The 26543-nt window shown below is 41.4% G+C and carries 33 protein-coding genes, 1 rRNA gene and 1 pseudogene; 13 read left to right on the top strand and 22 right to left on the bottom strand.

The annotated features are described in order from the left end of the window. The 19 genes from MTN97_RS12060 to MTN97_RS11970 all read right to left on the bottom strand — a co-directional run. Positions 1–175 (bottom strand): 16S ribosomal RNA (locus MTN97_RS12060); the annotation flags it as partial. Between the two features lie 969 nt (positions 176–1144). After that, positions 1145–1546 carry a 50S ribosomal protein L17 gene (gene rplQ, locus MTN97_RS12055; protein WP_008115370.1) on the bottom strand — a complete coding sequence of 134 codons (402 nt, stop codon included), beginning with the start codon at positions 1544–1546 and terminating at the stop codon, positions 1145–1147. A 39-nt stretch (positions 1547–1585) separates the two neighbouring features. Further along, complete coding sequence (locus MTN97_RS12050) at positions 1586–2572, bottom strand: DNA-directed RNA polymerase subunit alpha (protein WP_008115371.1); 987 nt, start codon at positions 2570–2572, stop codon at positions 1586–1588. Between the two features lie 24 nt (positions 2573–2596). Beyond that, positions 2597–3217: a 30S ribosomal protein S4 gene (gene rpsD / locus MTN97_RS12045; protein ID WP_002959461.1), complete on the bottom strand. Its 621-nt coding sequence runs from the start codon at positions 3215–3217 to the stop codon at positions 2597–2599. 21 nt (positions 3218–3238) lie between these two features. Beyond that, a complete protein-coding gene (gene rpsK / locus MTN97_RS12040; protein WP_002959471.1) occupies positions 3239–3625 on the bottom strand; it encodes a 30S ribosomal protein S11 in 387 nt (128 codons plus the stop codon). Positions 3626–3637: 12 nt separating this feature from the next. Beyond that, positions 3638–3994 carry a 30S ribosomal protein S13 gene (gene rpsM / locus MTN97_RS12035; protein WP_008115377.1) on the bottom strand — a complete coding sequence of 119 codons (357 nt, stop codon included), beginning with the start codon at positions 3992–3994 and terminating at the stop codon, positions 3638–3640. A 125-nt stretch (positions 3995–4119) separates the two neighbouring features. Further along, entirely contained in the window at positions 4120–4233 is a 114-nt protein-coding gene (gene rpmJ / locus MTN97_RS12030; protein WP_002959476.1) for a 50S ribosomal protein L36, read from the bottom strand. A gap of 22 nt (positions 4234–4255) precedes the next feature. Continuing rightward, positions 4256–5584 (bottom strand): preprotein translocase subunit SecY, encoded by a 1329-nt coding sequence (gene secY / locus MTN97_RS12025; RefSeq protein ID WP_008115380.1) that lies wholly within the window; start codon positions 5582–5584, stop codon positions 4256–4258. A gap of 10 nt (positions 5585–5594) precedes the next feature. After that, positions 5595–6029 (bottom strand): 50S ribosomal protein L15, encoded by a 435-nt coding sequence (rplO, locus tag MTN97_RS12020; protein ID WP_013466073.1) that lies wholly within the window; start codon positions 6027–6029, stop codon positions 5595–5597. A gap of 4 nt (positions 6030–6033) precedes the next feature. Further along, the gene (rpmD, locus tag MTN97_RS12015) at positions 6034–6216 is read right to left on the bottom strand and encodes a 50S ribosomal protein L30 (RefSeq protein ID WP_008115384.1); all 183 of its coding nucleotides are present in this window, start codon (positions 6214–6216) and stop codon (positions 6034–6036) included. A gap of 3 nt (positions 6217–6219) precedes the next feature. Beyond that, entirely contained in the window at positions 6220–6726 is a 507-nt protein-coding gene (gene rpsE, locus MTN97_RS12010) for a 30S ribosomal protein S5 (RefSeq protein WP_008115387.1), read from the bottom strand. Positions 6727–6735: 9 nt separating this feature from the next. Continuing rightward, on the bottom strand, positions 6736–7086 hold the full coding sequence (rplR, locus tag MTN97_RS12005; RefSeq protein WP_036980454.1) for a 50S ribosomal protein L18: 351 nt from the start codon (positions 7084–7086) through the stop codon (positions 6736–6738). 9 nt (positions 7087–7095) lie between these two features. Next, positions 7096–7629, bottom strand: coding sequence for a 50S ribosomal protein L6 (gene rplF / locus MTN97_RS12000; RefSeq protein WP_006794247.1), 534 nt, complete (start codon positions 7627–7629; stop codon positions 7096–7098). 13 nt (positions 7630–7642) lie between these two features. Beyond that, positions 7643–8035, bottom strand: a complete 393-nt coding sequence (gene rpsH, locus MTN97_RS11995; RefSeq protein WP_016899320.1) for a 30S ribosomal protein S8 — start codon at positions 8033–8035, stop codon at positions 7643–7645. A 21-nt stretch (positions 8036–8056) separates the two neighbouring features. Beyond that, a complete protein-coding gene (gene rpsN, locus MTN97_RS11990; RefSeq protein ID WP_006794245.1) occupies positions 8057–8362 on the bottom strand; it encodes a 30S ribosomal protein S14 in 306 nt (101 codons plus the stop codon). A 10-nt stretch (positions 8363–8372) separates the two neighbouring features. Continuing rightward, positions 8373–8912 (bottom strand): 50S ribosomal protein L5, encoded by a 540-nt coding sequence (gene rplE, locus MTN97_RS11985; RefSeq protein WP_010392500.1) that lies wholly within the window; start codon positions 8910–8912, stop codon positions 8373–8375. A gap of 16 nt (positions 8913–8928) precedes the next feature. Continuing rightward, entirely contained in the window at positions 8929–9243 is a 315-nt protein-coding gene (rplX, locus tag MTN97_RS11980) for a 50S ribosomal protein L24 (RefSeq protein WP_004589210.1), read from the bottom strand. Between the two features lie 10 nt (positions 9244–9253). Beyond that, positions 9254–9622 carry a 50S ribosomal protein L14 gene (gene rplN / locus MTN97_RS11975; protein ID WP_008115397.1) on the bottom strand — a complete coding sequence of 123 codons (369 nt, stop codon included), beginning with the start codon at positions 9620–9622 and terminating at the stop codon, positions 9254–9256. A 277-nt stretch (positions 9623–9899) separates the two neighbouring features. Continuing rightward, complete coding sequence (locus MTN97_RS11970) at positions 9900–11870, bottom strand: AsmA family protein (RefSeq protein ID WP_248474478.1); 1971 nt, start codon at positions 11868–11870, stop codon at positions 9900–9902. A gap of 236 nt (positions 11871–12106) precedes the next feature. On the opposite strand from MTN97_RS11970, the gene MTN97_RS11965 reads away from it, so the two are divergent. The 11 genes and pseudogenes from MTN97_RS11965 to MTN97_RS11915 all read left to right on the top strand — a co-directional run bounded on the left by MTN97_RS11965 (position 12107) and on the right by MTN97_RS11915 (position 21141). Continuing rightward, positions 12107–12550, top strand: coding sequence for a hypothetical protein (locus tag MTN97_RS11965; RefSeq protein WP_248474477.1), 444 nt, complete (start codon positions 12107–12109; stop codon positions 12548–12550). Further along, a complete protein-coding gene (locus MTN97_RS11960; RefSeq protein WP_036980460.1) occupies positions 12535–12735 on the top strand; it encodes a helix-turn-helix transcriptional regulator in 201 nt (66 codons plus the stop codon). Before MTN97_RS11965 ends, MTN97_RS11960 begins: the two co-directional genes overlap by 16 nt. Before the next feature lie 145 nt (positions 12736–12880). Then, positions 12881–14044 (top strand): hypothetical protein, encoded by a 1164-nt coding sequence (locus tag MTN97_RS11955; RefSeq protein WP_248474476.1) that lies wholly within the window; start codon positions 12881–12883, stop codon positions 14042–14044. 374 nt (positions 14045–14418) lie between these two features. Further along, complete coding sequence (locus MTN97_RS11950) at positions 14419–15096, top strand: TorF family putative porin (RefSeq protein ID WP_248474475.1); 678 nt, start codon at positions 14419–14421, stop codon at positions 15094–15096. A gap of 134 nt (positions 15097–15230) precedes the next feature. Continuing rightward, entirely contained in the window at positions 15231–15410 is a 180-nt protein-coding gene (locus MTN97_RS11945) for a hypothetical protein (protein ID WP_214552490.1), read from the top strand. A 51-nt stretch (positions 15411–15461) separates the two neighbouring features. Next, on the top strand, positions 15462–16127 hold the full coding sequence (locus MTN97_RS11940; protein WP_248474474.1) for a hypothetical protein: 666 nt from the start codon (positions 15462–15464) through the stop codon (positions 16125–16127). A gap of 261 nt (positions 16128–16388) precedes the next feature. Further along, a complete protein-coding gene (locus tag MTN97_RS11935; RefSeq protein WP_013466079.1) occupies positions 16389–17099 on the top strand; it encodes a YIP1 family protein in 711 nt (236 codons plus the stop codon). A gap of 48 nt (positions 17100–17147) precedes the next feature. Beyond that, positions 17148–18314 (top strand): efflux RND transporter periplasmic adaptor subunit, encoded by a 1167-nt coding sequence (locus tag MTN97_RS11930; RefSeq protein WP_214552488.1) that lies wholly within the window; start codon positions 17148–17150, stop codon positions 18312–18314. Continuing rightward, entirely contained in the window at positions 18314–19021 is a 708-nt protein-coding gene (locus MTN97_RS11925) for an ABC transporter ATP-binding protein (protein WP_008467268.1), read from the top strand. Before MTN97_RS11930 ends, MTN97_RS11925 begins: the two co-directional genes overlap by 1 nt. Continuing rightward, entirely contained in the window at positions 19014–20252 is a 1239-nt protein-coding gene (locus MTN97_RS11920; RefSeq protein WP_069438597.1) for an ABC transporter permease, read from the top strand. The genes MTN97_RS11925 and MTN97_RS11920 overlap by 8 nt, the downstream gene beginning before the upstream one ends. Before the next feature lie 212 nt (positions 20253–20464). Next, positions 20465–21141: pseudogene (locus MTN97_RS11915) on the top strand (nitroreductase family protein). Here the strand turns inward: MTN97_RS11915 and MTN97_RS11910 are convergent. The 3 genes from MTN97_RS11910 to MTN97_RS11900 are packed head-to-tail and all read right to left on the bottom strand — an operon-like array spanning position 21138 to position 25781. Beyond that, complete coding sequence (locus MTN97_RS11910) at positions 21138–22208, bottom strand: efflux RND transporter periplasmic adaptor subunit (RefSeq protein WP_248474473.1); 1071 nt, start codon at positions 22206–22208, stop codon at positions 21138–21140. The pseudogene MTN97_RS11915 and the gene MTN97_RS11910 sit on opposite strands and share 4 nt — an antisense overlap. After that, on the bottom strand, positions 22198–25473 hold the full coding sequence (locus tag MTN97_RS11905) for an efflux RND transporter permease subunit (protein WP_248474472.1): 3276 nt from the start codon (positions 25471–25473) through the stop codon (positions 22198–22200). The genes MTN97_RS11910 and MTN97_RS11905 overlap by 11 nt, the downstream gene beginning before the upstream one ends. A 5-nt stretch (positions 25474–25478) precedes the next feature. After that, complete coding sequence (locus MTN97_RS11900) at positions 25479–25781, bottom strand: ArsR/SmtB family transcription factor (protein ID WP_010392476.1); 303 nt, start codon at positions 25779–25781, stop codon at positions 25479–25481. Between the two features lie 129 nt (positions 25782–25910). On the opposite strand from MTN97_RS11900, the gene MTN97_RS11895 reads away from it, so the two are divergent. Further along, on the top strand, positions 25911–26099 hold the full coding sequence (locus MTN97_RS11895) for a DUF2892 domain-containing protein (RefSeq protein WP_010392474.1): 189 nt from the start codon (positions 25911–25913) through the stop codon (positions 26097–26099). Positions 26100–26104: 5 nt separating this feature from the next. Continuing rightward, positions 26105–26449 carry a rhodanese-like domain-containing protein gene (locus MTN97_RS11890; RefSeq protein WP_008115421.1) on the top strand — a complete coding sequence of 115 codons (345 nt, stop codon included), beginning with the start codon at positions 26105–26107 and terminating at the stop codon, positions 26447–26449. The last annotated feature ends 94 nt before the right edge of the window (positions 26450–26543 follow it).

The following is a 26543-nucleotide window of genomic DNA, read 5'->3' as shown; positions in this document are numbered from 1 at the left end:
GTATTAGCAGTCGTTTCCAACTGTTGTCCCCCACCTCAAGGCATGTTCCCAAGCATTACTCACCCGTCCGCCGCTCGTCAGCAAAGTAGCAAGCTACTCTCTGTTACCGCTCGACTTGCATGTGTTAGGCCTGCCGCCAGCGTTCAATCTGAGCCATGATCAAACTCTTCAATTAAAAAGTTTTATGTCTTTCGACAGCTCAATGAATTCTGAATTTATTTAATATCTTTCGATATTGAATTGACTGTGCTGAATAACTACCTAAGTAATTATTCTGTTGGTCACTCAGTTTCAATTGAGACTCTAAATTTGTTTGCCTCACTTAGTAAACTAAGCTTGGCTGTTAGAACTCAATCTGTACGAGTGCCCACACAGATGATTGCTTTATATTGTTAAAGAACGTTGCGATTAAAGCGTTTAACTTTATCTCGCTAGGGCTGCGCATATTACGCTTTCCTATTTTTTTGTCAACACTTAATTTTGTTAAACTTGAAAGTTCTCAAAACTAAGTTTTACTCGACTCACTGAGTAGCTCGTGCCTCGCTATGCGTTGCGCTCTGCCGTCTCAGTGGGGTCGCATTATAGGGAGATCCGAAAACAGATCAACCCTTTTTTGAAGAAAACTTGAAATAAATGACTGTTCGCTGGATATTTAGACTAAACGCTTAAAAAGGCAACTGAACCTAATCATATTTCGCCTTTAAAGCTGTAAAAACTTATTTTTTGGAAAATCTTTTCATAGTTATTATAGCAATTACCAAGAAAACAAATTGTTTAGCTTTATATGGCCATTTAGATTAGTGGCGAATAAGTACATCAGCAAGGGCTCTACTATATAAAGTTAATGAGCTATTGGTGGGTATCAACTATTACGAACTTTTTTATATTAATAACTATAAACTGTAAAAGTCGTTACATGGTCATATATTTATTAGTCTAAATAGCTTTACTTATAAATATAAAGATAGCAGTCCTAAACGCTCGCATTATGATTCGTCGATTCTAGTTAGGCTATTTTATTAGATGAAAGGAATGAGAAAAAATTTGCTATTAATAATAGAGCTAAAAGCTTTATTCATTTTGTGTGAATTTTAGATATTAAAAAGCCGAGCATAAGCTCGGCTTTTTGGTGTCTCTTTAAGACTTACTCTGCAGACTGCGCGTCTTCTTGAACTTCTTCGCTCGCCGCTGGGCGACCAACTAGTTCAATATAAGCCATTGGTGCATTATCACCAGCACGGAAGCCACACTTAAGAATACGAGTGTAACCACCTGGACGATCCGCATTACGAGGACCGATTTCACTGAATAACTTACCAACTACTTCATTATCACGCGTGCGAGCAAACGCTAAACGGCGATTTGCTACACTGTCAGTCTTAGCCAGTGTGATTAAAGGTTCAATTACACGGCGTAACTCTTTCGCTTTAGGCAAAGTAGTTTTGATGATTTCATGTTTCACCAAAGAACCTGCCATATTGCTGAACATCGCTTTACGATGGCTACTGTTACGGTTTAATTGACGACCACTCTTACGATGGCGCATGACCCTATCCTTCTAACTAAACTAATATAGTGATTTAGATTATTCAGCTAGGCTTGCAGGCGGCCAATTTTCTAGGCGCATGCCTAGAGAAAGACCACGTGAAGCTAGCACGTCTTTTATTTCAGTTAGAGACTTCTTACCTAGATTAGGCGTTTTAAGAAGCTCAACTTCAGTGCGCTGAACTAAATCACCGATATATTGAATTTGCTCGGCTTTCAAACAGTTTGCTGAACGTACTGTTAATTCAAGATCATCAACTGGACGAAGTAGAATAGGATCGAATTCTGGCTTCTCTTCTTTCTCTTCTGGCTCAGTTACATCACGTAAATCTACGAATGCATCTAATTGCTCAGCTAAGATAGTAGACGCACGGCGGATCGCTTCTTCAGGATCTAAGGTACCGTTTGTTTCCATATCAATGATTAACTTGTCTAAATCTGTACGTTGCTCAACACGGGCTGATTCAACCGAGTACGCAATACGTTCAACTGGGCTGAATGATGCATCAAGCAGCAATCGACCAATTGGACGCTCATCGTCATCAGAGGATAAACGACTAGATGCCGGCACATAACCACGACCACGCTCAACACGAATACGCATGCTGATCTCGCTGTTATTTGTTGTTAAATTACAAATAACATGATCTGGGTTAGCAATTGTTACATCGCCATCGTGCTGAATATCTGCCGCAGTCACAGGGCCTACACCAGATTTAGTCAGGGTCAGAAAAACTTCATCTTTGCCTTCTAACGTTACCGCTAGACCTTTAAGGTTTAGTAGTATTTCAATGATGTCTTCTTGTACGCCTTCTTTCGCGCTGTACTCATGCAATACACCGTCGATTTCAACTTCAGTTACTGCACATCCAGGCATAGATGATAACAGTATACGGCGTAAGGCATTACCCAAAGTGTGACCAAAGCCACGCTCGAGTGGTTCTAAAACTACTTTAGAACGCGTTGGGTTGATAGCGTCGATATCGACTAACCTTGGTTTTAGAAATTCTGTAACAGAACCCTGCATTTTATCCTCTCTTAACTCTTAACTTTACTTAGAGTAAAGTTCGACGATTAGTTGTTCATTAATGTCCGCAGACAGATCTGAACGCTCAGGTAGGCGCTTGAAGCTACCTTCCAATTTCTTACCGTCAACTTCAACCCAAGTCGGCTTTTCACGTTGCTCAGCCAACTCTAGAGCAGCGATGATACGTGCTTGTGTTTTAGACTTCTCACGGATTACAACAGTATCTTCTGGAGTAATTACGTATGAAGGAATATTCACAACACGACCATTAACTAGAATCGCTTTGTGGCTTACTAACTGACGTGCTTCAGCGCGTGTGCTAGCAAAACCCATGCGATATACAACATTGTCTAAACGTTGCTCTAAAAGCTGTAACAAGTTTTCACCTGTGTTGCCTTTAAGGCGAGCAGCTTCTTTGTAGTAGTTACGGAATTGCTTTTCTAATACACCGTAGATACGACGTACTTTTTGCTTTTCACGTAATTGTAAACCGTAATCAGATAAGCGTCCTTTACGAGCGCCGTGCTGACCAGGTGCAGTCTCAAGTTTACACTTAGAGTCGATAGCTCTTACGCCGCTCTTAAGGAACAGGTCAGTACCTTCACGACGACTCAGCTTGAGCTTAGGGCCCAAATATCTTGCCATGTTATTTCTCCTAACCTATTGTTAAACGCGACGTTTCTTCGGTGGACGACAACCATTATGTGGTATTGGCGTCACGTCAGTAATGTTGGTGATACGGTAACCAGCAGCATTCAAAGCACGTACAGCAGATTCACGACCTGGACCTGGACCTTTGATGAAAACTTCTAGATTTTTTAAACCGTATTCTTGAGCAGCAGTACCTGCACGCTCTGCAGCAACCTGAGCAGCGAATGGAGTAGATTTACGTGAACCACGGAAACCTGAACCACCGGCAGTAGCCCATGATAGTGCATTACCTTGACGGTCGGTAATCGTTACAATAGTGTTGTTGAAAGACGCATGAACATGAGCCATACCATCAGCAACTTGCTTTTTAACCTTTTTACGACGAATTGGTGTCTTAGCCATTTTACTATCCCCTTATCGCTTAATAGGCTTACGAGGACCCTTACGGGTACGCGCGTTAGTCTTTGTTCTTTGACCACGAAGTGGTAAAGAGCGACGGTGACGTAGGCCACGGAAACAACCAAGGTCCATAAGGCGCTTGATATTCAAAGTAACTTCACGACGAAGGTCACCTTCTACAGTGTACTTGCCAACTGCTTCACGCAGTACGTCAAGTGTTTCGTCTGAAAGTTCACCGATTTTTGTGGTCTCGGCGATACCAGTCGCTTCTAAGATAGCCTTAGAGCGAGTCTTACCTATGCCATAAATAGCTGTTAAACCAATAACTGCATGTTTATGATCAGGGACGTTAATGCCAGCGATACGGGCCACTAACACATCTCCTATATTTGAATTTGGTAATCATCTGTTTGAAAAGCCCGTAAGGATACTCAAACGAAGACCAAATCACAACTAAAAACACAGGCCGAGAAACCTCAGCCTGCACGACTGTTTACTTAGCCTTGCCTTTGCTTATGCTTAGGCTCACTGCAAATTACGCGTACTACACCAGCACGTTTAATAACTTTACAGTTACGGCATATTTTCTTAACGGAAGCACGTACTTTCATTGCTCAACTCCGTAAACTGACCTTATCGACCGTAGCCTTTAAGGTTCGCTTTTTTCAGCACAGAATCATACTGATGTGACATCAGATGCGTCTGTACTTGTGCCATAAAGTCCATGATTACAACAACGATAATCAAAATTGATGTACCGCCGAAATAGAATGGCGTTTGCCATGCCATAGTCATGAATTCGGGCACCAGACAGATAAAGGTTATATACAAAGCACCTGCCAATGTCAGGCGTGTCATCACTTTATCAATGTATTTAGATGTCTGCTCACCTGGACGAATACCTGGGATAAATGCGCCAGATTTTTTCAGGTTGTCTGCTGTTTCACGCGGGTTAAAAACCAACGCTGTGTAGAAAAAGCAGAAGAAGATGATAGCCGCAGCTAAAACCATTGCATACAAAGGCTGACCTGGAGTCAACGTTGTAGCAATTGCTTGTAGCACATCAGCAACCGGACCTTCACCCTGGCCGAACCAGCTTGCAATTGTACCAGGGAACAGAATTATACTGCTAGCAAAGATTGGTGGAATAACACCCGCCATATTTACTTTCAGAGGTAAATGCGTGCTTTGAGCAGCAAATACTTGACGACCTTGTTGACGTTTGGCGTAGTTAACAACGATACGTCGTTGACCACGTTCAAAGAATACAACAAGATAAGTAACAGCGAATACTATAACCGCAACCATCAACAGTACAAAAACATTCAAATCACCTTGGCGCGCCATTTCGGCTGTCGAACCAATAGCAGACGGCAGGTTAGCTACAATACCAACAAATATTAGAACTGAGATACCGTTACCGATACCACGTTCTGTTATCTGTTCGCCCAACCACATAAGGAACATAGTGCCGGTTACTAAACTCACCACAGCGGTGAAGTAGAATCCCATACCTGGGTTAACAACTAACCCGTTCATCATGCCCGGTAAGCTTGTAGCAATACCGATTGATTGGATAGTAGCAAGCACAAGCGTGCCGTAGCGTGTGTACTGGCTTATCTTTTTACGCCCTTGCTCACCTTCTTTCTTAAGCTCTATAAACGGCGGATACATATGCGTTAATAGTTGCGTAATAATCGAAGCCGAGATATACGGCATGATACCCAGTGCTAACACTGAAGCTCGCTCAAGCGCACCACCGCTAAACATGTTGAACATCTCAACAATGGTGCCCTTTTGTTGCTCGAAGAAATCGGCAAGTACAGCGGCGTCAATCCCAGGGATCGGCACAAATGAACCTAGACGGTAAATTATGATAGCACCCAATACGAAGAGTAATCGGCGCTTCAATTCCGAAAGTCCACCTTGTGCACTTTGTGTATCTTGACCTGGTTTAGCCATTAGTACTTCCTTAGTCTTCTACCTTGCCTCCGGCAGCTTCGATAGCTTCGCGTGCACCTTTAGTAGCCTTAAGACCTTTAACGGTAACAGCGCGTGAAACTTCGCCAGATTTAACAACTTTAACGAACTGAACGTTCTTTTTAACTAGACCAGCTGCTTGTAACGCGCTTAGGTCTACCACATCGCCTTCAACTTTAGCGATTTCGTATAGGTTAATTTCTGCAGATACTAATGATTTGCGAGAAGTGAAACCGAACTTAGGTAGACGACGTTGCATAGGCATTTGACCGCCTTCGAAACCAACGCGTACTTTACCGCCAGAACGTGATTTTTGACCTTTGTGACCACGGCCACCAGTCTTACCAAGACCAGAACCTATACCACGACCAACACGTTTTGGAGCAGTTTTTGAACCTGCAGCAGGTGAAAGTGTATTCAAATGCATCGAATTACCCCTCTACCTTAACCATGTAATAAACCTGGTTAATCATACCACGTACACATGCTGTGTCTTCTAACTCAACAGTGTGATTGATACGACGTAAACCAAGACCGCGTAATGTAGCTTTATGCTTCGGTAAACGACCGATAGAGCTTTTTACTTGTGTTACTTTTACAGTTTTATTAGCCATGGTTTACCCCAAAATCTCATCTACTCGAAGACCACGTTTTGCAGCGATCGACTGAGGAGAATTCATGTTCTCAAGAGCTGAGATCGTTGCACGTACAACGTTGATCGGGTTAGTAGAACCGTAACATTTAGAAAGTACGTTCTGAACACCAGTCACTTCAAGTACTGCACGCATAGCACCACCTGCAATGATACCAGTACCTTCAGATGCTGGTTTCATAAACACTTGTGAGCCAGCATGACGTCCTTTAACAGGATGCTGTAATGTGTTGCCATTTAGGTCTACGTTGATCATGTTACGACGTGCTTTTTCCATTGCTTTTTGAATAGCAGCTGGAACTTCACGTGCTTTACCATAACCGAAACCTACTTTACCTGCGCCATCACCAACTACAGTTAGTGCAGTAAAGCTAAAGATACGACCACCTTTAACTACTTTAGACACACGGTTCACCGCGATTAGCTTTTCAGCTAAATCAGGCTGTTGTTGCTTTGCTTCTACGTTAGCCATTGTCTACTCCTAGAATTGCAAACCGGCTTCACGCGCAGCATCAGCTAGCGCCTTCACACGGCCGTGATATTTAAAGCCACTGCGATCAAAAGCAAGCTTTTCGATGCCTTTGTCAGCCGCACGTTCAGCAACCGCTTTACCAACTGCTTGTGCAGCTGCAATGTTGCCTGTGCCTTTAACTGTTTCGCTAATCGCTTTCTCAACAGTAGAAGCAGCAGCCAGTACATTACCCTCAGCGTTTACAACTTGAGCGTAAATGTGACGTGGCGTGCGGTGGATAACAAGACGCGTTGTGCCTTGTTCAATATAATTTCTACGAGTGCGTTTAGCACGACGTAGACGAGCTGTTTTTTTATCCATCGTCTTACCTTACTTCTTCTTAGCCTCTTTACGGCGTACATTCTCATCTGAATAACGAACACCTTTACCTTTATAAGGCTCAGGTTTACGGTATGCACGAATGTTAGCAGCTGTTTGACCAACTAACTGCTTATCTACGCCCTTAACTAGAACTTCTGTTTGGCTTGGAGTTTCAATCGTAATTCCTTCAGGAACTGCGAAATTAACTGGGTGCGAGAAACCAAGAGTTAAGTCTAAAACTTTGCCCTTAGCTGCAGCACGGTAACCAACACCTACTAACTGAAGTTTCTTCTCGTAACCTTCATGCGTACCAACAACCATGTTGTTGATTAGAGCGCGAGCAGTACCTGCTTGTGCCCATGCATTGGCTACGCCTTCACGAGGTAAAGTTGTAATAACGTTGTCGTTAACTTGTACTTCAACTGCATCGTTGATAGTACGAGTAAGTTCACCGTTTTTGCCTTTAACTGTGATTTCCTGGCCTTTTAATGTAACTTCTACACCGGCAGGAACGTTTATTGGTGCCTTTGCTATGCGAGACATAGTTCCCCTCCGATTAAGCTACAAAACCAATGATTTCACCACCAACGCCTGCACTACGTGCTGCGCGGTCTGTCATTAGGCCTTTAGAAGTTGATACGATAGCGATACCTAAACCACCCATTACCTTTGGTAATTCGTCACGTCTCTTATAGATACGTAGACCAGGGCGACTTACACGCTGGATATTTTCAATAACAGCTTTGCCTTCGAAGTACTTTAACTCGATAGAAAGCTCAGGTTTTACATCACCACTTACTGAGAAGTCTGCGATGTAACCTTCATTTTTTAATACATTAGCTACTGCTACTTTCAGTTTCGAATTAGGCATCGTTACAGATACTTTCTTCGCTGACTGACCGTTACGGATTCGTGTAAATAAATCCGCGATAGGATCTTGCAAGCTCATAGTCTTACTCCCATGATTCTATTACCAGCTAGCCTTTTTAAGGCCAGGAATTTCACCGCGCATAGCTGCTTCGCGAACTTTAATACGGCTCATGCCGAATTTGCGAAGGAAACCATGTGGGCGGCCCGTAATGTTACAACGATTACGTTGACGTGCAGGGCTAGAATCACGAGGTAAAGCTTGTAGCTTAAGTACCGCGTCCCAACGATCATCTTCAGATGTATTAACATCACTGATGATAGCTTTTAGTGCTGCACGCTTTTCAGCGTACTGAGCAACTAGTTTAGTGCGCTTTGCTTCGCGCGCTTTCATAGAATTCTTTGCCATAACCCTACCCTTATTTCTTGAATGGGAAGTTAAACGCTTCTAACAACGCACGGCCTTCCTCATCTGATTTCGCAGATGTAGTGATTGTGATATCCATACCGCGTACACGGTCTACTTTATCATAATCAATTTCTGGGAAGATGATTTGTTCACGTACGCCCATGCTGTAGTTACCGCGTCCATCAAAAGACTTAGCACTCACACCACGGAAGTCACGGATACGTGGGATAGCGATTGAAACCAAACGCTCAAAAAAGTCCCACATACGCTCGCCGCGTAAGGTTACTTTACAACCAATCGGGTAACCTTCACGCACTTTGAAGCCAGCAACAGATTTGCGTGCTTTAGTGATTAAAGGTTTCTGACCAGAAATAGCTTCTAGATCCGCAACAGCGTTATCTAAAATCTTCTTGTCAGCTAAGGCTTCGCCCACACCCATGTTTAATGTGATCTTTTCGATCTGAGGGACTTGCATGACAGAGCTGAAACCAAACTTCTCTTGAAGTTCAGCAACTACTTTGTCTTTATATACTTCATGCAGTTTCGCCATCATTCTACTCCAACTATTAGATAGTTTTACCAGTAGATTTAAAGATACGTAATTTCTTACCATCTTCAATCTTGAAACCTACACGATCTGCTTTGCTCGTTTCCGAGTTGTAGATCGCAACGTTTGATACGTCGATAGACGCTTCTTTCTCAACAATACCGCCAGCTTGGTTCAACTGTGGAACCGGCTTTTGGTGTTTCTTGATTAAGTTAATGCCTTCGACAAATACTCGACCAGACTCGGTTACAACTGAAAGCACTTTGCCGCGCTTACCTTTGTCTTTACCTGCTAGTACGATTACTTCGTCATCACGACGGATTTTTGCTGCCATGATAGACTCCTTACAGTACTTCTGGGGCTAGTGAAACGATTTTCATGAACTTTTCATTACGAAGTTCGCGAGTCACAGGGCCGAAAATACGAGTACCAATAGGCTGCAAGTTATCATTTAAGATAACAGCCGCATTGCTGTCGAAACGGATCAATGAACCGTCTGGACGACGAACGCCTTTTTTGGTACGCACAACTACCGCGTTTTTAACATCACCTTTCTTCACTTTACCGCGAGGAATCGCTTCTTTTACAGAAACTTTAATGATATCGCCAATCGCTGCATAGCGACGGTGTGAACCACCAAGGACTTTTATACACTGCACTTTGCGAGCGCCGCTGTTATCAGCAACTTCCAGCTGAGTTTGCATTTGGATCATGTTAATGACCTCCGGTGTAGTAATTACAACTTGTCTTAAATTTGTTTAAAATCAAGACATTTCGATTGAATTCCACTCAAAAAACATACTAGATGTCTCTTAAGGGCGGGCAATTGTATCAGCATTAAGGGGGGAGTGGTAGGTTATTTTTTAATTAATTTAATAGAGGGGCAGATTAAAACTGAGTAAAAACCGCTATGTAGCTATTTTACAAGTGGTTGTAAAACAAACAAGGCGCAATTAGCGCCCTGTTTCTTTTTTTCTGGAGTAAATGGCTTTAGCCAAATAGTCCTTTTAATTTATCTTTTACTTTGTCTTTGGCTTTCTCTTTTGCCTTTTCTTTGACGTCATCGAGTTTTTGTTTTGCTTTATCTTTAAGTGCATTGCTTACATCTAGTTTAAAGCCAACGTCATGGAATGGGCCTTTTATTCGCAGTGGGATTTTAAAGCCCGTGCTATCATCTGTTGTACCTTGCCCTTCAATTGAATCAACAATACCTGTTACTAACCGATAATCAACACTGGTTTTGGGTAAATCTACATCGCCCTCACCTGTAATACGAATAAGTGGGCTCACCAGGGATAGATCATTATTATATCCCACGCCATTCGTAAAATTAAAGCTACCAGTGAGCGCAGAAAAGTCAGTTTGCTCTGATTCTTCAAAGCCCGTATCTAAGCCCTCGCTTACAGCGCCAAGATTACCGGAAATAAGCTCTTTGCCTTTACGAACCATTTCAGCGATGTTTGCGCCCTTGACTGCCCCATCAGCAAATTCAAAGCCAATCTTGCCGTTTAAAGCATCAATAAAGGTTTTTTGACTTTGGCCGGTCGTGGTTAAGTTCCAATTCAATGACCCTTTACCCATAAGTTTATCAAAGCCAGCCGCATCAGTGAGTAACGGTTGTGCGTCTATGTCGGCTAAATCAAAATTTGTGCTTATTTTATACGGCGTTTGCTGCGCATTTATATTAATGACCCCTTTACCGGTGCCCTCATAGGCTTTAAAGCTATCTAAGCTTAATTTAGCAACGCTGTTGTTTAAGTCGACTGTAAATTGATTCGCACCGAGCTTAATATCATTCGCTTTTAAACCGCTTGAACGAATAACTACGTTAGCATTAAGTGCATTTAAAGCGCTTAAATCAATTTTAGTATCGTCCCAAACAATCGGCTGTGCGGCTTTAGGTTCTTCGCTTTGCGGCGCTTGCTGCTTTGCTACTGACTCCGGTAAGTAGGGATTCAAATCAAGCATACCTAGGTCTATATCAGCATTAACCGCTAGTTTATTGCCTAAGTTTACTTCACTTTTTCCTTTAATCTCTAATTCATCTAGGGTAGCAATCAGCTCTTCTAAGTTAAACGTATCATCTATAAGGTGCATTTTACTGTTTACGCTAAACGCATTAAATGCATTTTCTTTGGCGTTTAAGTCTACTCCCTGCCAAGTTGCTAGCTCTTTAACAGAATCACCACTGAGCGCTAACTCACCTTTTATATCTTTTCCTTGTTGCGCAATACTGCCGTTAAAAGTAAGGTCGACCAAGCGAGAGTCTACGCTTTGAGTAACCTCAAACATCGCTCCTTCAATAGCCTTTGCTGGCGTATCAAGTTTTACATCTAGCTCAAAGCGCTCTTGCATATATGTAATGCCGCCTTTGATCTCTAGTGTTTTACGTAGTGAAGGAAGTAAAATAGCCAATTCCAAGTCACTAATTTGTTGTTTAGCGCCTGTTTGCCCATCTAGGTAAGTAAACGTACCACCGTAAATAGCCACTTCACCTAACTCTATATCAAAGTTTTCTGGTAGTTTGACAGCCTCACCTGATTGAGTTTGCACTTGCGGCTGTTCGGCTACAGCATCAAACAGCTGCCAGTTAGCTTTACCGTTCTTATCAGTTTCTAATAAAATATTGGGCTCGTTAATAACAAACTTATCTAGTTTGAATTCGCCGCCAAATAACGATAACCAGGGTATATGCACAGCTAATTGCTCCATACTTGCCATGTCGTCGCGCGAGCCTGTCTGCATGTTTGCAAAGTGCACATCGTTAAGCTCTAACTTTAATGCAGGAAATACACTAAGCGTTTTATCACCTTTAATAGTAAGTGTGCGCCCTGTTGTTTTTTCAACCTGCTCAGACACTTTATTAAAAATGGTATCGGTAGGAATTAAAAATGGTGCAGCAACAATTAACGCTATGCATAGCAATAAAATGACACCAATAATTTTAAATAAGGTCTTCATGATCATCCTTTCAAACGTGCAAATAATGTTCTTATCATAGCGGGAGTTAACACTAAAAGCATTGCCCAATAACTAAAAAGCTACTTTTCTACATTCTAACGTGGGTATATGAGTTGTAACTGAAACATTTTGATACCCTTAGATTACAAGAAATAATTGACAAAATGATACCCCAAGGTTACATTGATACCTAGAGGTTACAAAATATAAATTAACACTTTCACAGGATGGACTTTATGAAACAACAAGATATTAAAACTGAAGAAAAATTTATGACTCACAACGCATGGTTTTCGATATTTATGGGTATTACGTTACTAATAATCAGTGGCTACCCCATTATCGGAAACACGTCAGCGCCGTTGCTGATTTTAGGAAGCACCGCATTTCTTGGTACTTTCCTTATGTTTGTAATTAGAGGTGGCTTTACATGGAGAATGAAATACCACCTTACTTATAAAGATGAATACTTAAAGACTATAGATACAATTGCTTATAAACATGTTGTATTAGCATTGTTATTTAGTATGGGCACGGTTTATTTATTCTCTGAAGGCCTAACTTTACATATATCTCATAGCATGATGGCTACTTTTTACCTTGCTATTATGTGTTTAGTGTACGGAATTTCTACTTTTTGGCAAAGTCGTGACCAGGAGTCAAAGTGCAAAATAACATAGCAAAATTTCGTAAAGAGGCAGGGCTTTCACAGCAAGAGCTCGCTGACGCTATTAATGTATCACGCAAAACAATAAGCACTGTAGAAACAAACCGATTTACGCCATCGGTAATAATTGCGCTTAAAATAGCGAGGCACTTTAATACTTCCGTTGAAAGCTTGTTTACGCTGCAAGAGCATGATTAAACCTCGGCAATCATGGTACTTATATTAAGCATCATGATTGCATCCCTTGAATTGTTAGGTATTATGCACGGCCCTGTTGCTATTGGCGTATTTGCGCTAAAATAAAGCAGCTAAAAAATGTATCTACTCGGAGACTCTACAAGGCATGAAAAAACTGCTAATTTCACCGTCAAAAATGGCGCTAGGCGAACAAGAAAGTCAAATTTACCAAAACATCTTGAAGCAAGCTTCAGAACTAAGCCTAAACCTAATGGCCGTGAAAGTAGAAAACCACCCAGAGGATTTTTTAGGCTGGTGTTATGAGCTACTAAGTGCAAGTAAAGACCGCATAAATTACGACTTACTAGAGCCACAACAACTGCCAGTTTTAAAAAAGCTGCACGACCAGCTAACCTCAGCAATTAGCTTTTTACAGCTAAAAACATTACGGGTAGCACCTTGGCCGGTAGTGAGTATGTTTGTAGAACAACATAAAGAACTGGTGGCACTTGATGAGCAATTACGTTTAACTGCTTATATCTCAGGCCTACGTGAACAACCATTAAAAGACATGATCCCTGAAGACTTACTCGCTTTTAGCGGTAAGCACATGGCGTCACTCGACCCGAGTACTTATAACTTTGATGTAGAATGGTTTGCCTCTACAAAAAGTGCTAAAGGCTTTCACCAGATGTTGGCTGACTTGCCAGGTGCATTTGACGATGCCCTGAGCAATATCCCACTTGAGGGTGATGTAGCGCAAAGTAATTACCAACAATTTGTAACTGCTTACTTGAGTGCATTTAATGGCAGTGATGAAAAACCAACACTAGCGCCTGCAACCCGTTTATTAGCAATGCGCCGCCCTGATGTATTTACACCGATTAGTAACAGTCGCTTAGATGCACTTTGCTCCGCACTTGGTATCACCAAATTAAATAACCGTGACTTTGAGCGTTACTGGCAAGATGTAGTACAAAGCATTCACGCTATGTCATGGTTTAAAATGGCCAATGCAGGTAATGAACTAGAAACTCAGTTAGTGGATATTAAAGCGCTAATACCTTGCTTTTTTTATTATGCAGATACGAATACTGCAGATAACTCTAACTACATTAAGCTACTAAATAAACCTACACGTAGCACTTCTAGCAGCAGTAAAGCGCCACGCCGCGGCAAAGAATCGGCTGAAATATTAGTGGACCGCGCACTTGCTGCTGATGACATCCCAGAGCATATTCGTGCTAAGCGTGATTCTATTATTAGCGAAGTACAAAAAGGCCGTGGTGTAAACGAAACAATTACACTTATGCGTACCATTTTTGGATAAAACGTATATCAAACGCAATTAGCTTTAATAAACTAGCTTAACGTTAGGGTCTGTAGACCTTTCAAGGTTAAATTTTCAAAGGCCAATAGATCCTAATATAGATAGCCTGGTAGCGCTCTAATGGTGCAGCCAGGCTTTTTTTTTGCACCAGCAGTGTGTTCTTTCCTTACATACTTTTCACAAAGCGTCTTTGCGCATAATTTCAACACCTTGTTTTATAATATAAAATTTATTTTTTATTGAATAAATGGAAGCTGGCACATACAGTGCAATTCCCCCCTGCAGTAACGTAATAATACGCCGCCGTTCAAAAGGTTGTAGTCGTTTATAATAAAAAACCTTGGCGTGCAAAATCATACAATGGGAAATGAAACATGCTAAAACTACAAAAAACAATACTCATCAGTGCATTGGCATTAACAGGAATGACATCAACTACTGCATTTGCCGAAGTAACAGCCAATGCAGCCGCTACTTCTAACTACTTATGGCGCGGACAAGAGCAAACTGGGGGCGATGCAGCTGTATCTGGCGGTATTGATTACGCTAATGAATCTGGATTTTATGCGGGTACGTGGGCGTCAAATGCGTCTTGGGCCGATGAAATGACCTACGAACTAGATTTATACGCCGGTTTTGGCGGCGCTATTAATGAAAACGTAAGTTATGACGTAGGTTATATTTATTACGCTTACCCAGATGCGGCATCAGGTGCCGATGCTGATTTTTCAGAAGTTTACGGTAGCATTAGTGTGCAAGGTTTTACATTTGGTGCGGCCGTACTTGCAACATCTGCTGCCAGTGGTGATGGTACTGATTTTGGTGATTCACTGTATTTAAACGCCGATTACAGCTTCGCTGTTGGTAGCAATGGCACTGAAATGGCGCTACACATAGGGCATTACTCAGGCGATTTCATCGGTGATGAAAATATTATTGATTATGGTGTATCGGTGTCTAAAGATGGTTTTACTTTTGGCCTATCTGATAACGACATGGACGGCTCAGATGTAAAAGCTTATGTAGCCTACGCTGTCGACTTTAACCTATAAAAAGAATGTGTTACTTGCTGCAACACTAAGGGCCGAAAGGCCCTTTTTTATATATAAACCATCCAGAAAAATAATTATTTACAAAAAAAACAATAAGATAACATTTAAATTCCAAATCACGATTAAGGATTATTATGAATTTATCAAAGAAAGTTACCGCTATTTTAGCACTTACTCTAATTACAATGAGCTCATTAAGTTATGCAACCATGACATGCAGTTGCACATCAGGTAGCATGACCGTTGTGCATGATGGCAATACTGTTAGCTACTCTTGCTCTGATGGTGGTCGTGTTACTTGCATGATAAAGTAAAGTTAAGCGTTATTATAAAGGCGTATGCCTTTCTCTTCTAAGGATAGTAAAATGAAATACGTATTTTTAATTGCACTTATTATTGTCACCGCTGTGGGTATTAGTATTTTAAATACAGAGCAGCCTTCAAAACCTCCGCTAACCCACATACAATCAACTGATGAAACCGTTATTAGTAATGAAAACGCTAAGCCTCCAATTGAGCCAAATACCCTATTAAGTAAAACCCCTGAACCATCTGTCAAACAGCACAAAGTTGTAGATCAAAAAGTGGCAACGATATCTAAATCATCTACTTCAAACCCTCATGTTTTCTCTGAAGAGTTTGTTTCAACTGAGGATGGAAAAGAATTTGTTTCAAAAAAAGCATTGGACGACGTATTTAAAAATGATACTTCAATATTACTGCAGCGCATGTCTGATATTGAATACTCTGAAATAGCACAAATACGTAAAGATAAGCTAAATGAGTTTATTCTAAATGAATTAAAAGACGTGACTATTTTACAGCAAGATCTCGAGTGTGCAGGGAAGGTTTGCGCACTAGAACTTACTTATACACAAAGTAGTAATCAAGCATCTATTGAGACTCTTTCAAGTTTTTCTAAAAACTATTCTTTTCAGCAATTTACTGAAACCGAAAATGGTGATAAAAAACTCAAAGCACTATACATCGCAACAGATAACCCTAGCGGTTTAAGTTTATCTGATAGCTAATTAGATAAATGGCTGTATTTACCTCAAATACAGCCACATAACAATTGAATTTCACTCCTGATTAATCAACATATTGAAACTACCTAATAGCTATAGAGCTTAGTAATACGCACTTTACACTCTACTTTTTATAACACACCACCTTTTGTTAACAATCGGTTACAATTGAGTGAAATTAGTACCTGCTTTTTCCTATATTATTAATCTACTCATTGGTATCAATTGTTTACCAACCCACAAATAGGTTATTAAGGAATAATAATGAAGTCATCTAACGCGCTTTCTGCTTGTATCGATATTTTTATCAGCCCAAGCAAGGCTTTTAATGGGCTAAAAGAAGCTAAAGGCTGGTCTTGGCTTGCTTTTGCACTTCTCGCTCTAACCCTTGCAGCCTCTGCTTATACATTTTATACCACTGCAGACTCACAATTTATTTTAGACCAGCAGGTTGCTGCAGCGAGTGTGGATGCCACAATCGGTGAGAAAAAAATGATCCGTCAAAGTATGGAGCAAAGCCTCGATAACCAAGTGTGGTTTGCAATTGGAGGGGGTATTTTCGGCCTTCTTTTTATAAATGCACTCCTATCTGGGTATTACATGTTGATATCTAAGCAAGACCCTGATGCTAATTATAGCTATGGTGCGTGGTATGGTTTTGGTGTTTGGAGCATGATGCCCATGGTTATTTCAAGTTTAGGTGTTGTTGCGCTAGTTCTTACAGCCAGTAACAATGAATTACCTATTAGTTTATTCAATTACGCGTCTATAAATCAGTTATTTCTGGGGTTAGAGCTTGGAGATAGCTTCTATAATATGATGGAGAGTTTAAGTATTTTTAGTCTTTGGAGCATAGCTTTGGTTGCTATTGGGTTAAAGTGTTGGACTAATTTCAGCTTTAATAAAGCACTTCTTTTTGCTGCGCTACCGACCATTATCATTTACAGCATCTGGACAATTATTATTGTTGCTTAAAGGAATGTAGACAAACTTTTCTGCCTACTCATAAATACGGAAATAAAAATGAAAAAAGCGATTATCATTACCCTTGCAATTGCAGCTTTTATTGCTCTTGTTGTATCAAAGCAAATTACTGACGATGAAAAAGCACCAGAGGTAAATGTTGCACAGGTTGAGCAAGGTAGTATTGCAGACTCCATTATGGCCTCTGGCAATTTAGTCTTTAATACTCAAGTGCAGTTACGTTCAGAGGTAACCGGACGAGTCGACAAGGTGTTTGTTGAAGAAGGGCAAAGTGTAAAACAAGGCGACATTTTAATGCGCTTAGATACCACTGCTTTTGAGTCAGAAGTAACACGTAATAAAGCGGTATTGCGAGCTAGCGAAATAGAAATAAAACATAGTAAAACACGCCTTTTGAATATTGAACGTCAGCTTAAACGTCAAAAAGAGCTTTATGACGTAGGCCTAGCAGGGCAAGAAGTATACGAGAACTTACAAAATGCACGCGACCTTGCCAAAATAGATATTGAAGCCAGAGTAGAGTCTTATAATCAAGCCAAAGCCTCTCTTTCAATCGCTGAAGATAGACTTAGCAAAAGTGTATTTCGTGCTCCAATGAGTGGTTTGCTCGCCTCAGTAAATATTAAAGAAGGCGAAACCGTTATTGCCGGCACCACTAATATTATTGGCTCAGATTTAATGCTGGTTGCCGACCCAAGCGCTATTTTAGCTGAGCTCAGAGTTGATGAAACTGATATTGCTGGCATTAAATTGGACCAGCATGCAGATATTTATGCTGCTGCGTACCCCAATCAACCCTTCACTGGCAAGGTCATTAACATTGGTACGTCAGCAAAAAACCAAGCAGGTTCACAAGGTTTATCATTTCGAGTGAAAGTGTTACTTGATAATACCGATAGGCAACTATATGCAGGTATGAGCTGCCGTGCAGAAATCGCAACAAGCCTTGCTGTGAATGGCTTAAAGCTCCCTATCGAAGCCGTACAAAAAGAAGATGACAAAACGTTTGTATGGCGTTTAAACGACGATAACACTGTAAGCAAAGCCTATGTAGAAGTGGGTATTTCTTCAGATATAGAGCAAGCAATTACCCAAGGTTTAAATAAAGGGGAGCGAATTGTTATTGGCCCTGCACGTCCTATCAGTAAACTAAAAGAAAATGATACGGTAAAAGTTAAGCAAACAACTGCCAAGGATGCGCAATAATGTCGGCGGTAATCAAGCTTGAGCATATTAACAAGCAATACAAAATGGGTGAGCAAATATTTAAGGCCCTAGATGATGTAAACGTGGTCATTAATGAAAACGAGTATGTCGCTATAATCGGTCCTTCAGGTTCAGGTAAGTCAACTTTAATGAACTTATTGGGTTGCTTAGATACTCCAACTACTGGGGATTATTTTTTAAAAGATAAACTTGTAAAAAGTATGACAGAAACCGAGCTCGCTCATCAGCGTAACGAAAGTGTTGGCTTTATTTTTCAGAGCTTTAACTTACTTCCGCGTGCGTCGGCACTTGAAAATGTGATGCAGCCTTTGGTTTATAGGTTTATACCCGCAAAACAACGTAAACAAAAAGCCCTCGATGCACTCAAACGTGTAGGACTCGGTGATAAAGTGGATCATCTGTCAAGCCAGTTGTCTGGTGGGCAACGCCAGCGTGTTGCCATTGCACGAGCGCTAGTGACTAAACCGCATATTTTACTCGGTGACGAACCAACCGGGAATCTAGACAGCAAAACTACCACTGAAATTATGGCGCTATTTGATGAGCTACATAATGAAGGCCACACCATTATTTTGGTAACTCACGAACAAGAAATTGCAGATCATTGCCAGCGAGTTATTCGCTTAGTTGATGGCAAGGTAGTGAGCGATGTGCGTAAAGGTGAAGGAGACAAACAGCATGTTTAAATCTGCTATTGCAATTATGGAAGGAACAAAAGCAGCACTAATGGCCATTAAAGCCAATGCCATGCGAAGCGCACTCACTTGTTTAGGGATTATAATTGGGGTTGCCGCGGTTATTACAGTGGTAGCCGTTATGCAAGGCTTTACTAAGCAAATTAACGATCAACTCGCAGATATGGCACCTGATGTAACCACAATTAAACCCTTTACCAGCATTGAACAAGAAATGGTGGGCAAAAATGCTAAACTCACTTACAACGATTTTTTAGTCTTAAAAGCCCGAGTAAAAGAGGCTGAAACACTCACTGCACTGATGTTTACTTGGCGTTTTTCTGGTGGCGCTGAATATGGAAATAAAAGCCACTCATCACGAGTAATGGGTACAGAGCAAGATTACCAAAAAGCGTATAGAACCTTTCCAGAACTTGGGCGCTTTATTCGCGCAGAGGATGATGAAAAGCGCCGTCGAGTCGCTTTTATTGGTCCATCCATTATTGAAAAGCTAAACCTGCCAAAAAACCCTGTAGGCGAATATATTAAACTTGGCGGCGAGTGGTTTAGAATTATTGGCGTGGCTGAAAAACAAGGTAGTTTATTGGGGTTCGATCAAGACGATTATATTAACATTCCAATCAGCACCATGAGCGCATTAGAGGGTGCGAGCAGCACAAGTAATGTACAAATTATGTTTAGACTCAAGGAAGGCAGTGAGGAAGAACTAGTACTTGCCAAAATCACCCGCATTTTACGGCAATTACATAAGTTAAAAGATGAGCAAGAAAACGACTTTGAGTTTGAAACCGCCGAAAAAGCACGTGCTAATGTTGACAAATTTACGGGCAGCGCTACCGCAATAACCGCAGGGATTGTTGGTATCAGTCTTGTTGTTGGCGGTATTGGCGTAATGAATATTATGTTGGTATCAGTAACTGAGCGTACCCGTGTTATCGGCACACTAAAAGCACTCGGTGCAACACCAGGGTTTATTATGTTGCAGTTTTTAGTTGAAGCTGTGGTGCTGTCATTATTTGGAGGCTTAATTGGCTTGGTCATTGGCTATGGTGCTGCCGAGCTCATTTCGCTCTCTGTACCAAGCATGCCCGACGCTTATATACCAGGCTGGGCTATTATGCTGTCGTTTGGTTTTACCTCTTTAATCGGTATTGTATTTGGTTTAGCTCCCGCAATAAAAGCAGCTAGGCTTAATCCCATTGATGCCTTACGTTATGAATAACCACTCAAAATAGCGACCTGTTTGCTTAAAATAGTATCCTAAAATAGCTGACTTTTACTGTTTTAGGATACCTAATAGGCTCTTATCTATTGGCTAAGCTTTGTAATATGATATAAATATTTTATGCGTAGCGCGGGTTTTATAAACCTTAGCAGATAAAGCCTTTGCTGCTCTTTTAAACCAAACACTCTAAAAATAAGAAGCGAACAGCCATGCAAAATCATAAAAGCCAACCATTAGCCGATTTTATAGAACACCCTCAAGAGGAAATGCTGACGCGTGCGAATGAGTTTTTACAAACGAGTCAACGCCTCATAGTATTCGCAGCTTTAGTAACCGCTCAGTGCCAAAAAAATCATCGAAACCTGTATAAAAGCGGCAGATACAGCGCCTAGTGGCGCAAACCACCAGCCTTGGTATTTTGTAGCAATTAATAGTAGTGATGTTAAAAAGAAAATTCGTGAAGCAGCCGAGAAATTAGAACGCTCTTCTTATGAAGGCAGAGCGGGTGAAGAATGGTTAGATGCACTAAAACCCTTAGGCACCGATGCTAACAAACCCTATTTAGAGCACGCGCCATGGTTGATTGCGGTGTTTAGTCAAAAAAAGGGCGGCGTTGAGTGGCGATGATAAAAACACGAATTACTATGTGCATGAATCGGTAGGCCTTGCCACTGGCTTTTTAATTCAAGCCTTGCACCGCGCAGGCCTTGCAACACTTACCCACACACCAGAACCGATGAGTTTTCTAACCGATATTTGTGGACGTGATAAAAACAACGAACGCCCTTATATGTTACTTATTACTGATTACCCAGATGAGCATGCAACAGTGCCGCTGCACGCCCCAGATAAAAAGTCGATTGATGAAATTGCGAGTTTTATTTAATCGCTTTGACTTGGTATGTAATCAACAGCAAGTACATCACCCTCTTTTAGGCCTGCTATTACGTGTTGCTGGTTATTTATAATACTGCCTAAACGCACGAAACGTTTAACCAGCGTTTCGTTTTCAAGTACATACACCATATTGAGCTGGCCAAACTCATGCACCCAACGTGGATCAATTAATACGCCTTGGGTACTTTTTATTGGTAACTGTAGTTGAGCATAAAGGCCTGGCATTAGACCAAGTTGCGCATCGGCTTCTAAACGAATAAGCAAGCTGCGCGCCGCGTTATCTGCCACTGGTACAATTTCGCTCACCGTTGCGGGTGTTGTTATATCAAGAGAAGGTAGTACCACATTTAAACTGTCCCCTACTCTTAATTTTACTGCTTGTTGTTCACGTACATTAAATTCAAGCTGTAACTGTAATGGGTTATACAAAGTAATCAGCGGTTTACCGGGTGTTGCAGTATCGCCAGGTTCAGTTAGGCGCTCAACGACCACGCCCGAAATAGGGGCAGTAATGCGCGTATAATTAAGCGATACCTGAGCTTGCGTTTGCTGTTGCTTAGCAACCGCTAAATTAGCGGTTAAGTTTTCAAACTTTGCTTTGGCGTCATCTAATTCACTAACAGATACTAATCCTTGCGCATTTAAATCAATCATTCTGGCTAATTGCTTTTTAGCTTGCGTTAACGACGCTTGCACCGCATTAATATTTGCGCTGCTTTGCGCTAACGCCGCTTTAAAATCATCTTGCTTGAGCATAATAAGTAAATCGCCCTTAGCGACTTTATCGCCAGCACGTACTTTTAACTGCTCAACCTGCGCCATAACATGCGATGAAATTTGCGTATTTTGTTTTGCTATTACACTACCTGGTACCTGCTCAGTGCCAGCAATACTTTGCAGCGTTACCGTTACTCGCTCACCTTGATAGTTCGTTATTTGTGATTCTTTTAAGCCAGCAGCTTGCTTGTCAGAAAAGCTGCCTGCCATATAAAACACAGCTATAATAATGACAAATAACGCGGCAAATGTGCCTATAAGTTTTGATTTACCCTGCATGCGCTTCATCCTCTGTGCTTGCAAACACTAAATAATAAACAAGCGGTACTACAAATAATGAAAATAATGTAGACGCCACAATGCCAAAAATAATTGCAATCGCGAGCCCGCTAAATACCGGATCGAGTGTGATCACTAAGTTACCTAATAAAGTGGTACCTGCGGTTAGGAGCACAGGGCGCATTCGCACCGTACCCGCTGCAACAAGCGCCTCTTTAATTGCCATGCCTTGGCCGCGAGCTTGATTAATAAACTCAACCAAAATAAGTGAGTTACGCACCACGATACCTGCAAGGGCAATCATGCCTATCATCGCTGTGGCAGTAAATAATACCGGCTCTGGGGCACCTGCTATAGAGCGCTCACCAAACTGATTTAACAGCCAAAAACCTGGCATTATGCCTATCACTGTTAACGGAATAGCTGACATGATAATCAGCGATAAACTCGCCGACTGTGTTTGCACCCGTAAAATTATAAATATAGCACTGAGCGCAAACGCAAAGGCAATGCCCATATCTCTAAATACATCAATAGTTATGCGCCATTCCCCCTCGCCACTAAAGCTGACATGGGTTCCTTGTGGTAGTTGCCATGGGGCTGTTCCGCCATTATTAAAAAAGTGACGACCTACCCATGATGTTTTAACAAACTCATCGTTTGATACATTTAAATCAGCATTCACATCAGCAATCACTTCCGCTGGTGTGCGCCCATTAAGCTCAGCCATAACATAAATCACGTCGCGCTGATCTTTACGAACAATCGTTTTAGCAACATGATGTTGTGTAAATTCACCGAGTTCTGAAAGCGATACTAACGGCCTTGGCGCACTGCTTAAACCAAACTCGTTACTGGTTTTAGCTAAATCTCTGTCGCCTCTAACCTGAAGTGCAAGTAATTGCGAAAGCTGATTTCGCTCGCTGTACGGTAGCTGTAATTTAATATCAACGGGCTCTGTTTCATTGCTCACATAAAGTACACCCACGTTTTCACCTTGAGAGGCTATACTGAGTGTTTGTGAAATATTTTGAGTTGAAATCGCACTGAGTGCGGCCTTGGTTTTATTGGTAACAAAACGTTGTAATGGCGAGGGTGCCACCATTGAGGTATCGACTTCAACTACATGAGACTCTTGTTGTAAACGCGCAGCTAACTGCAAGGCAGCGTGAGAATGTGTTTGCTCATCAACAAAAGCATCTCGGTAAACCTCAGCAACTAAGGTACTCAGTACCGGCGGCCCTGGTGGTACTTCAACCACTTTTATTACAATGCCATCGGTTGCTAGCATCGCGAGCTGTTCGCGAAGGCGCATAACTACTCCATGCGATTGATGATCGCGCTCAGACTTATCCACTAACAATACCCTCAGCTCGGCGAGATTCGCTGCATCACGGCGATAATAACCGCGCACCATACCGTTAAAGTCCATACTTGAAGGTTGACCAACATAGGCCGCTATTTCACTTACTTCGTTTAATTGCCATGTGAGTGTTTGGATTTGTTTAGTAAATGCAGCTGTGCGCTCCAGATTAGTCCCCTCTGGCATATCTATCAGCACTTGCAGCTCATTTTTATTATCAAAAGGGAGTAGCTTTAAAGGCACCAAACGCATCACGGGTAACATGGCGCTAATAATAAATAATGCTAGGGTTAGCCACAAAACAAGTTTTGCTCGCCCCTTAGAAACCAATAATGGGCTTAATATTCTTTGATATGCACCAACTTTAGGAGCAAGCTCGGAGGGTTGTTCGTTATCAGGCTTGAGTAACTTCATCGCAAGCCAAGGGGTTACAAAAAATGCAACAATGGTAGAAACCATCACGCTAACCGGCACATTAAATGCCATAGGTGCCATGTACGGCCCCATCATTCCGGTGATAAACGCCAGTGGAATAAACGCCACCATTATAGTGAGCGTAGACATAAGTAAGGCATTTCGAATTTCGCTCATTGCGCCAACAATCTGCTGTTTTTTATCGCCTTTTTTATTCAAAAAGCGGCTAATATTATCAATACCTGTGATTGGGTCATCTACCAGTAAGCCTAATGATAAAATAAGCGCAAATAATGTCACCCGATTAATGGTGTAACCAAATGCAAAATCTAATGAGAGAGTAATGCCATAACAAATAGGCACAGCCAGCCCAACCACCACGGCAGGACGCCAACCTAAAAACACGCCAACAAAAATTACCACAGTAAACACTGCAAACACTAAACTTGATGTGAGGTTATTTACTTTTTCATCGGCAGTTTGGCCATAATCTCTGAGCACTGTATGGCTAACTTCTGGTGGCAGTAAAGTATTTGCAAGTTCATTCATCATGGTATGAACATCATTTGCAACAGCAACCGCATTAGTCCCTGCTTGCTTAGCTACGCTTAAAGTAACCATAGGCAACTGCTGCTGGTTTGCCGATTGAGCAAGCCATTGGTAATGCTTAGCTTCACTTGGGCCATCAATAACGTTTGCAACATCAAGCAAGTAAACACTTTTGCCATTAACAACATTCACTACCAGCTGTTCTACAGCAGATTGACTTCGTAGAACATCACCTGCTTGCAATTCAATTTGCTGCTGACCATCAACCACACTGCCTACTTGCGTTAGTTGATTAGACACGCTTAATGCATAAAAAACGTCATTTACGGTTGTTTGGTGGGCAGCCAATGCGCTGGCATTTAAATTAATGGTGAGGGTTCGTTTACGACCAGCAATGACTTTTACTTCACTGGTGTGTTCAATACGCTGTAAACTGTTGGCTATTTCGTTAGCAAAGCGGGTTAACTCGTAATCACCATAAAGTTGTGGGTCTTTACTGTAGAGGCCTAACATCACAATAGGCACGTCATCTACTTCTATTGGACGAATTTGCCAACTTTCGATCACCGATGCCATTGTATGCTGATAACTATTTAATTTTGCATAGGTATCTAAAATAGCTTGTTCGCGGTTGTGCCCTACTTCAAAACGCAGCGTAACCACTGTTCTGTTAGTTTGTGTGGTTGAGTAAATATGCTCAACTCCCACCAGCTGAGCCAGTAACTTCTCGAGTGGTTGCGTTACTAACCTAGCGACTTCAGGCGCCTCAACGTTAGGTACTGATACATAAATATCGAGCATGGGCACAGTAATTTGTGGCTCTTCTTCTCGAGGTGTTTGATTTAGTGCAAATACCCCAAGTAACAAAGACATCACAAAAATAACAATCGGAATGCGACCACTTAAACTACTTTTTACCGCATTGTCTATTAAGCTCATCGCACTTAGCCCTTACAAAATAACCCATACAAGGTACCAAGCAAAACGACTGCATTTTCATCAATGACACGATAATAAATTGTTTGGCTCTCGCGGCGCGTAGCCACAATGTTTGCTTTACGCAACGCTGCTAAGTGCTGAGATAACGCAGACTGCGCTAATGGCACAGCTTCATTGAGCTGAGATACGCTCATTTCTGAATCTTGCAAAGAACATAAAATCATCAAGCGATTTTTATTGGCTAAAATTTTTAATAGCTGCTCGGCTTGTTCTACATTGCCGGCCATGGCAGTAAAGTCAATATTCATACTATGCTCTTATTCTAAAATAGAGTCTGAGTATAAAACGTTAGATTAGAAAAGTCTAATATTAGATTTTACTAATATAGATAAATCTAATATAGTAACTGTACTGAACTAAATAACTGGCCTACTATAATGAAGCTAAATAACGCACTCAGACTAATCGCTGGCATAATGATTATTGTGTCGCTTTTATTGCAAACTTATCACGATCCTAAGTGGATTTACTTTACCGCTTTTATCGCAGTAAATTTAATTCAATCAGCTTTTACTAGCTGGTGCCCAATGATCACTCTATTACGCAAACTTGGCTTTAAGGAATAAACACCATGCTTACCCCTATTCCAGATTTACTAAAAATAATTACTCCTAATCAGCGTCGTATTGATGCCGAACAAGCAAAGAAAGAGCTTGAGCAAAATAAAGGATTGTTGATTGATGTACGAGAACCCGCTGAACATGCCACCAAAGCAGCTATAGGCGCTATAAACATTCCTCGCGGGCTACTTGAAATGAAGCTCATGGAAATAGAAAAAGACGCAGCACGCCCTATTTACTTACATTGCGCTAGTGGTGCGCGCGCAACATTAAGTGCTGAAGCCCTGACCCGAGTAGGCTACGAAAACGTCACAGTTATTACCTGTAAAGCAGAAGATGTTTGTCAGGCATTTTAAATGCTAAGAATTAAATTACTCGGCGATCAACCGATCGCTGAGCTTTGTAACATAATCCAAATTAGAGAATTACAATGCTCAATTAAAATCAAAG

Source organism: Pseudoalteromonas sp. 2CM36K (assembly GCF_023161865.1).
GTDB classification, from domain to species: domain Bacteria; phylum Pseudomonadota; class Gammaproteobacteria; order Enterobacterales; family Alteromonadaceae; genus Pseudoalteromonas; species Pseudoalteromonas tetraodonis.
This window is presented reverse-complemented; position numbering and strand designations above follow the sequence as displayed.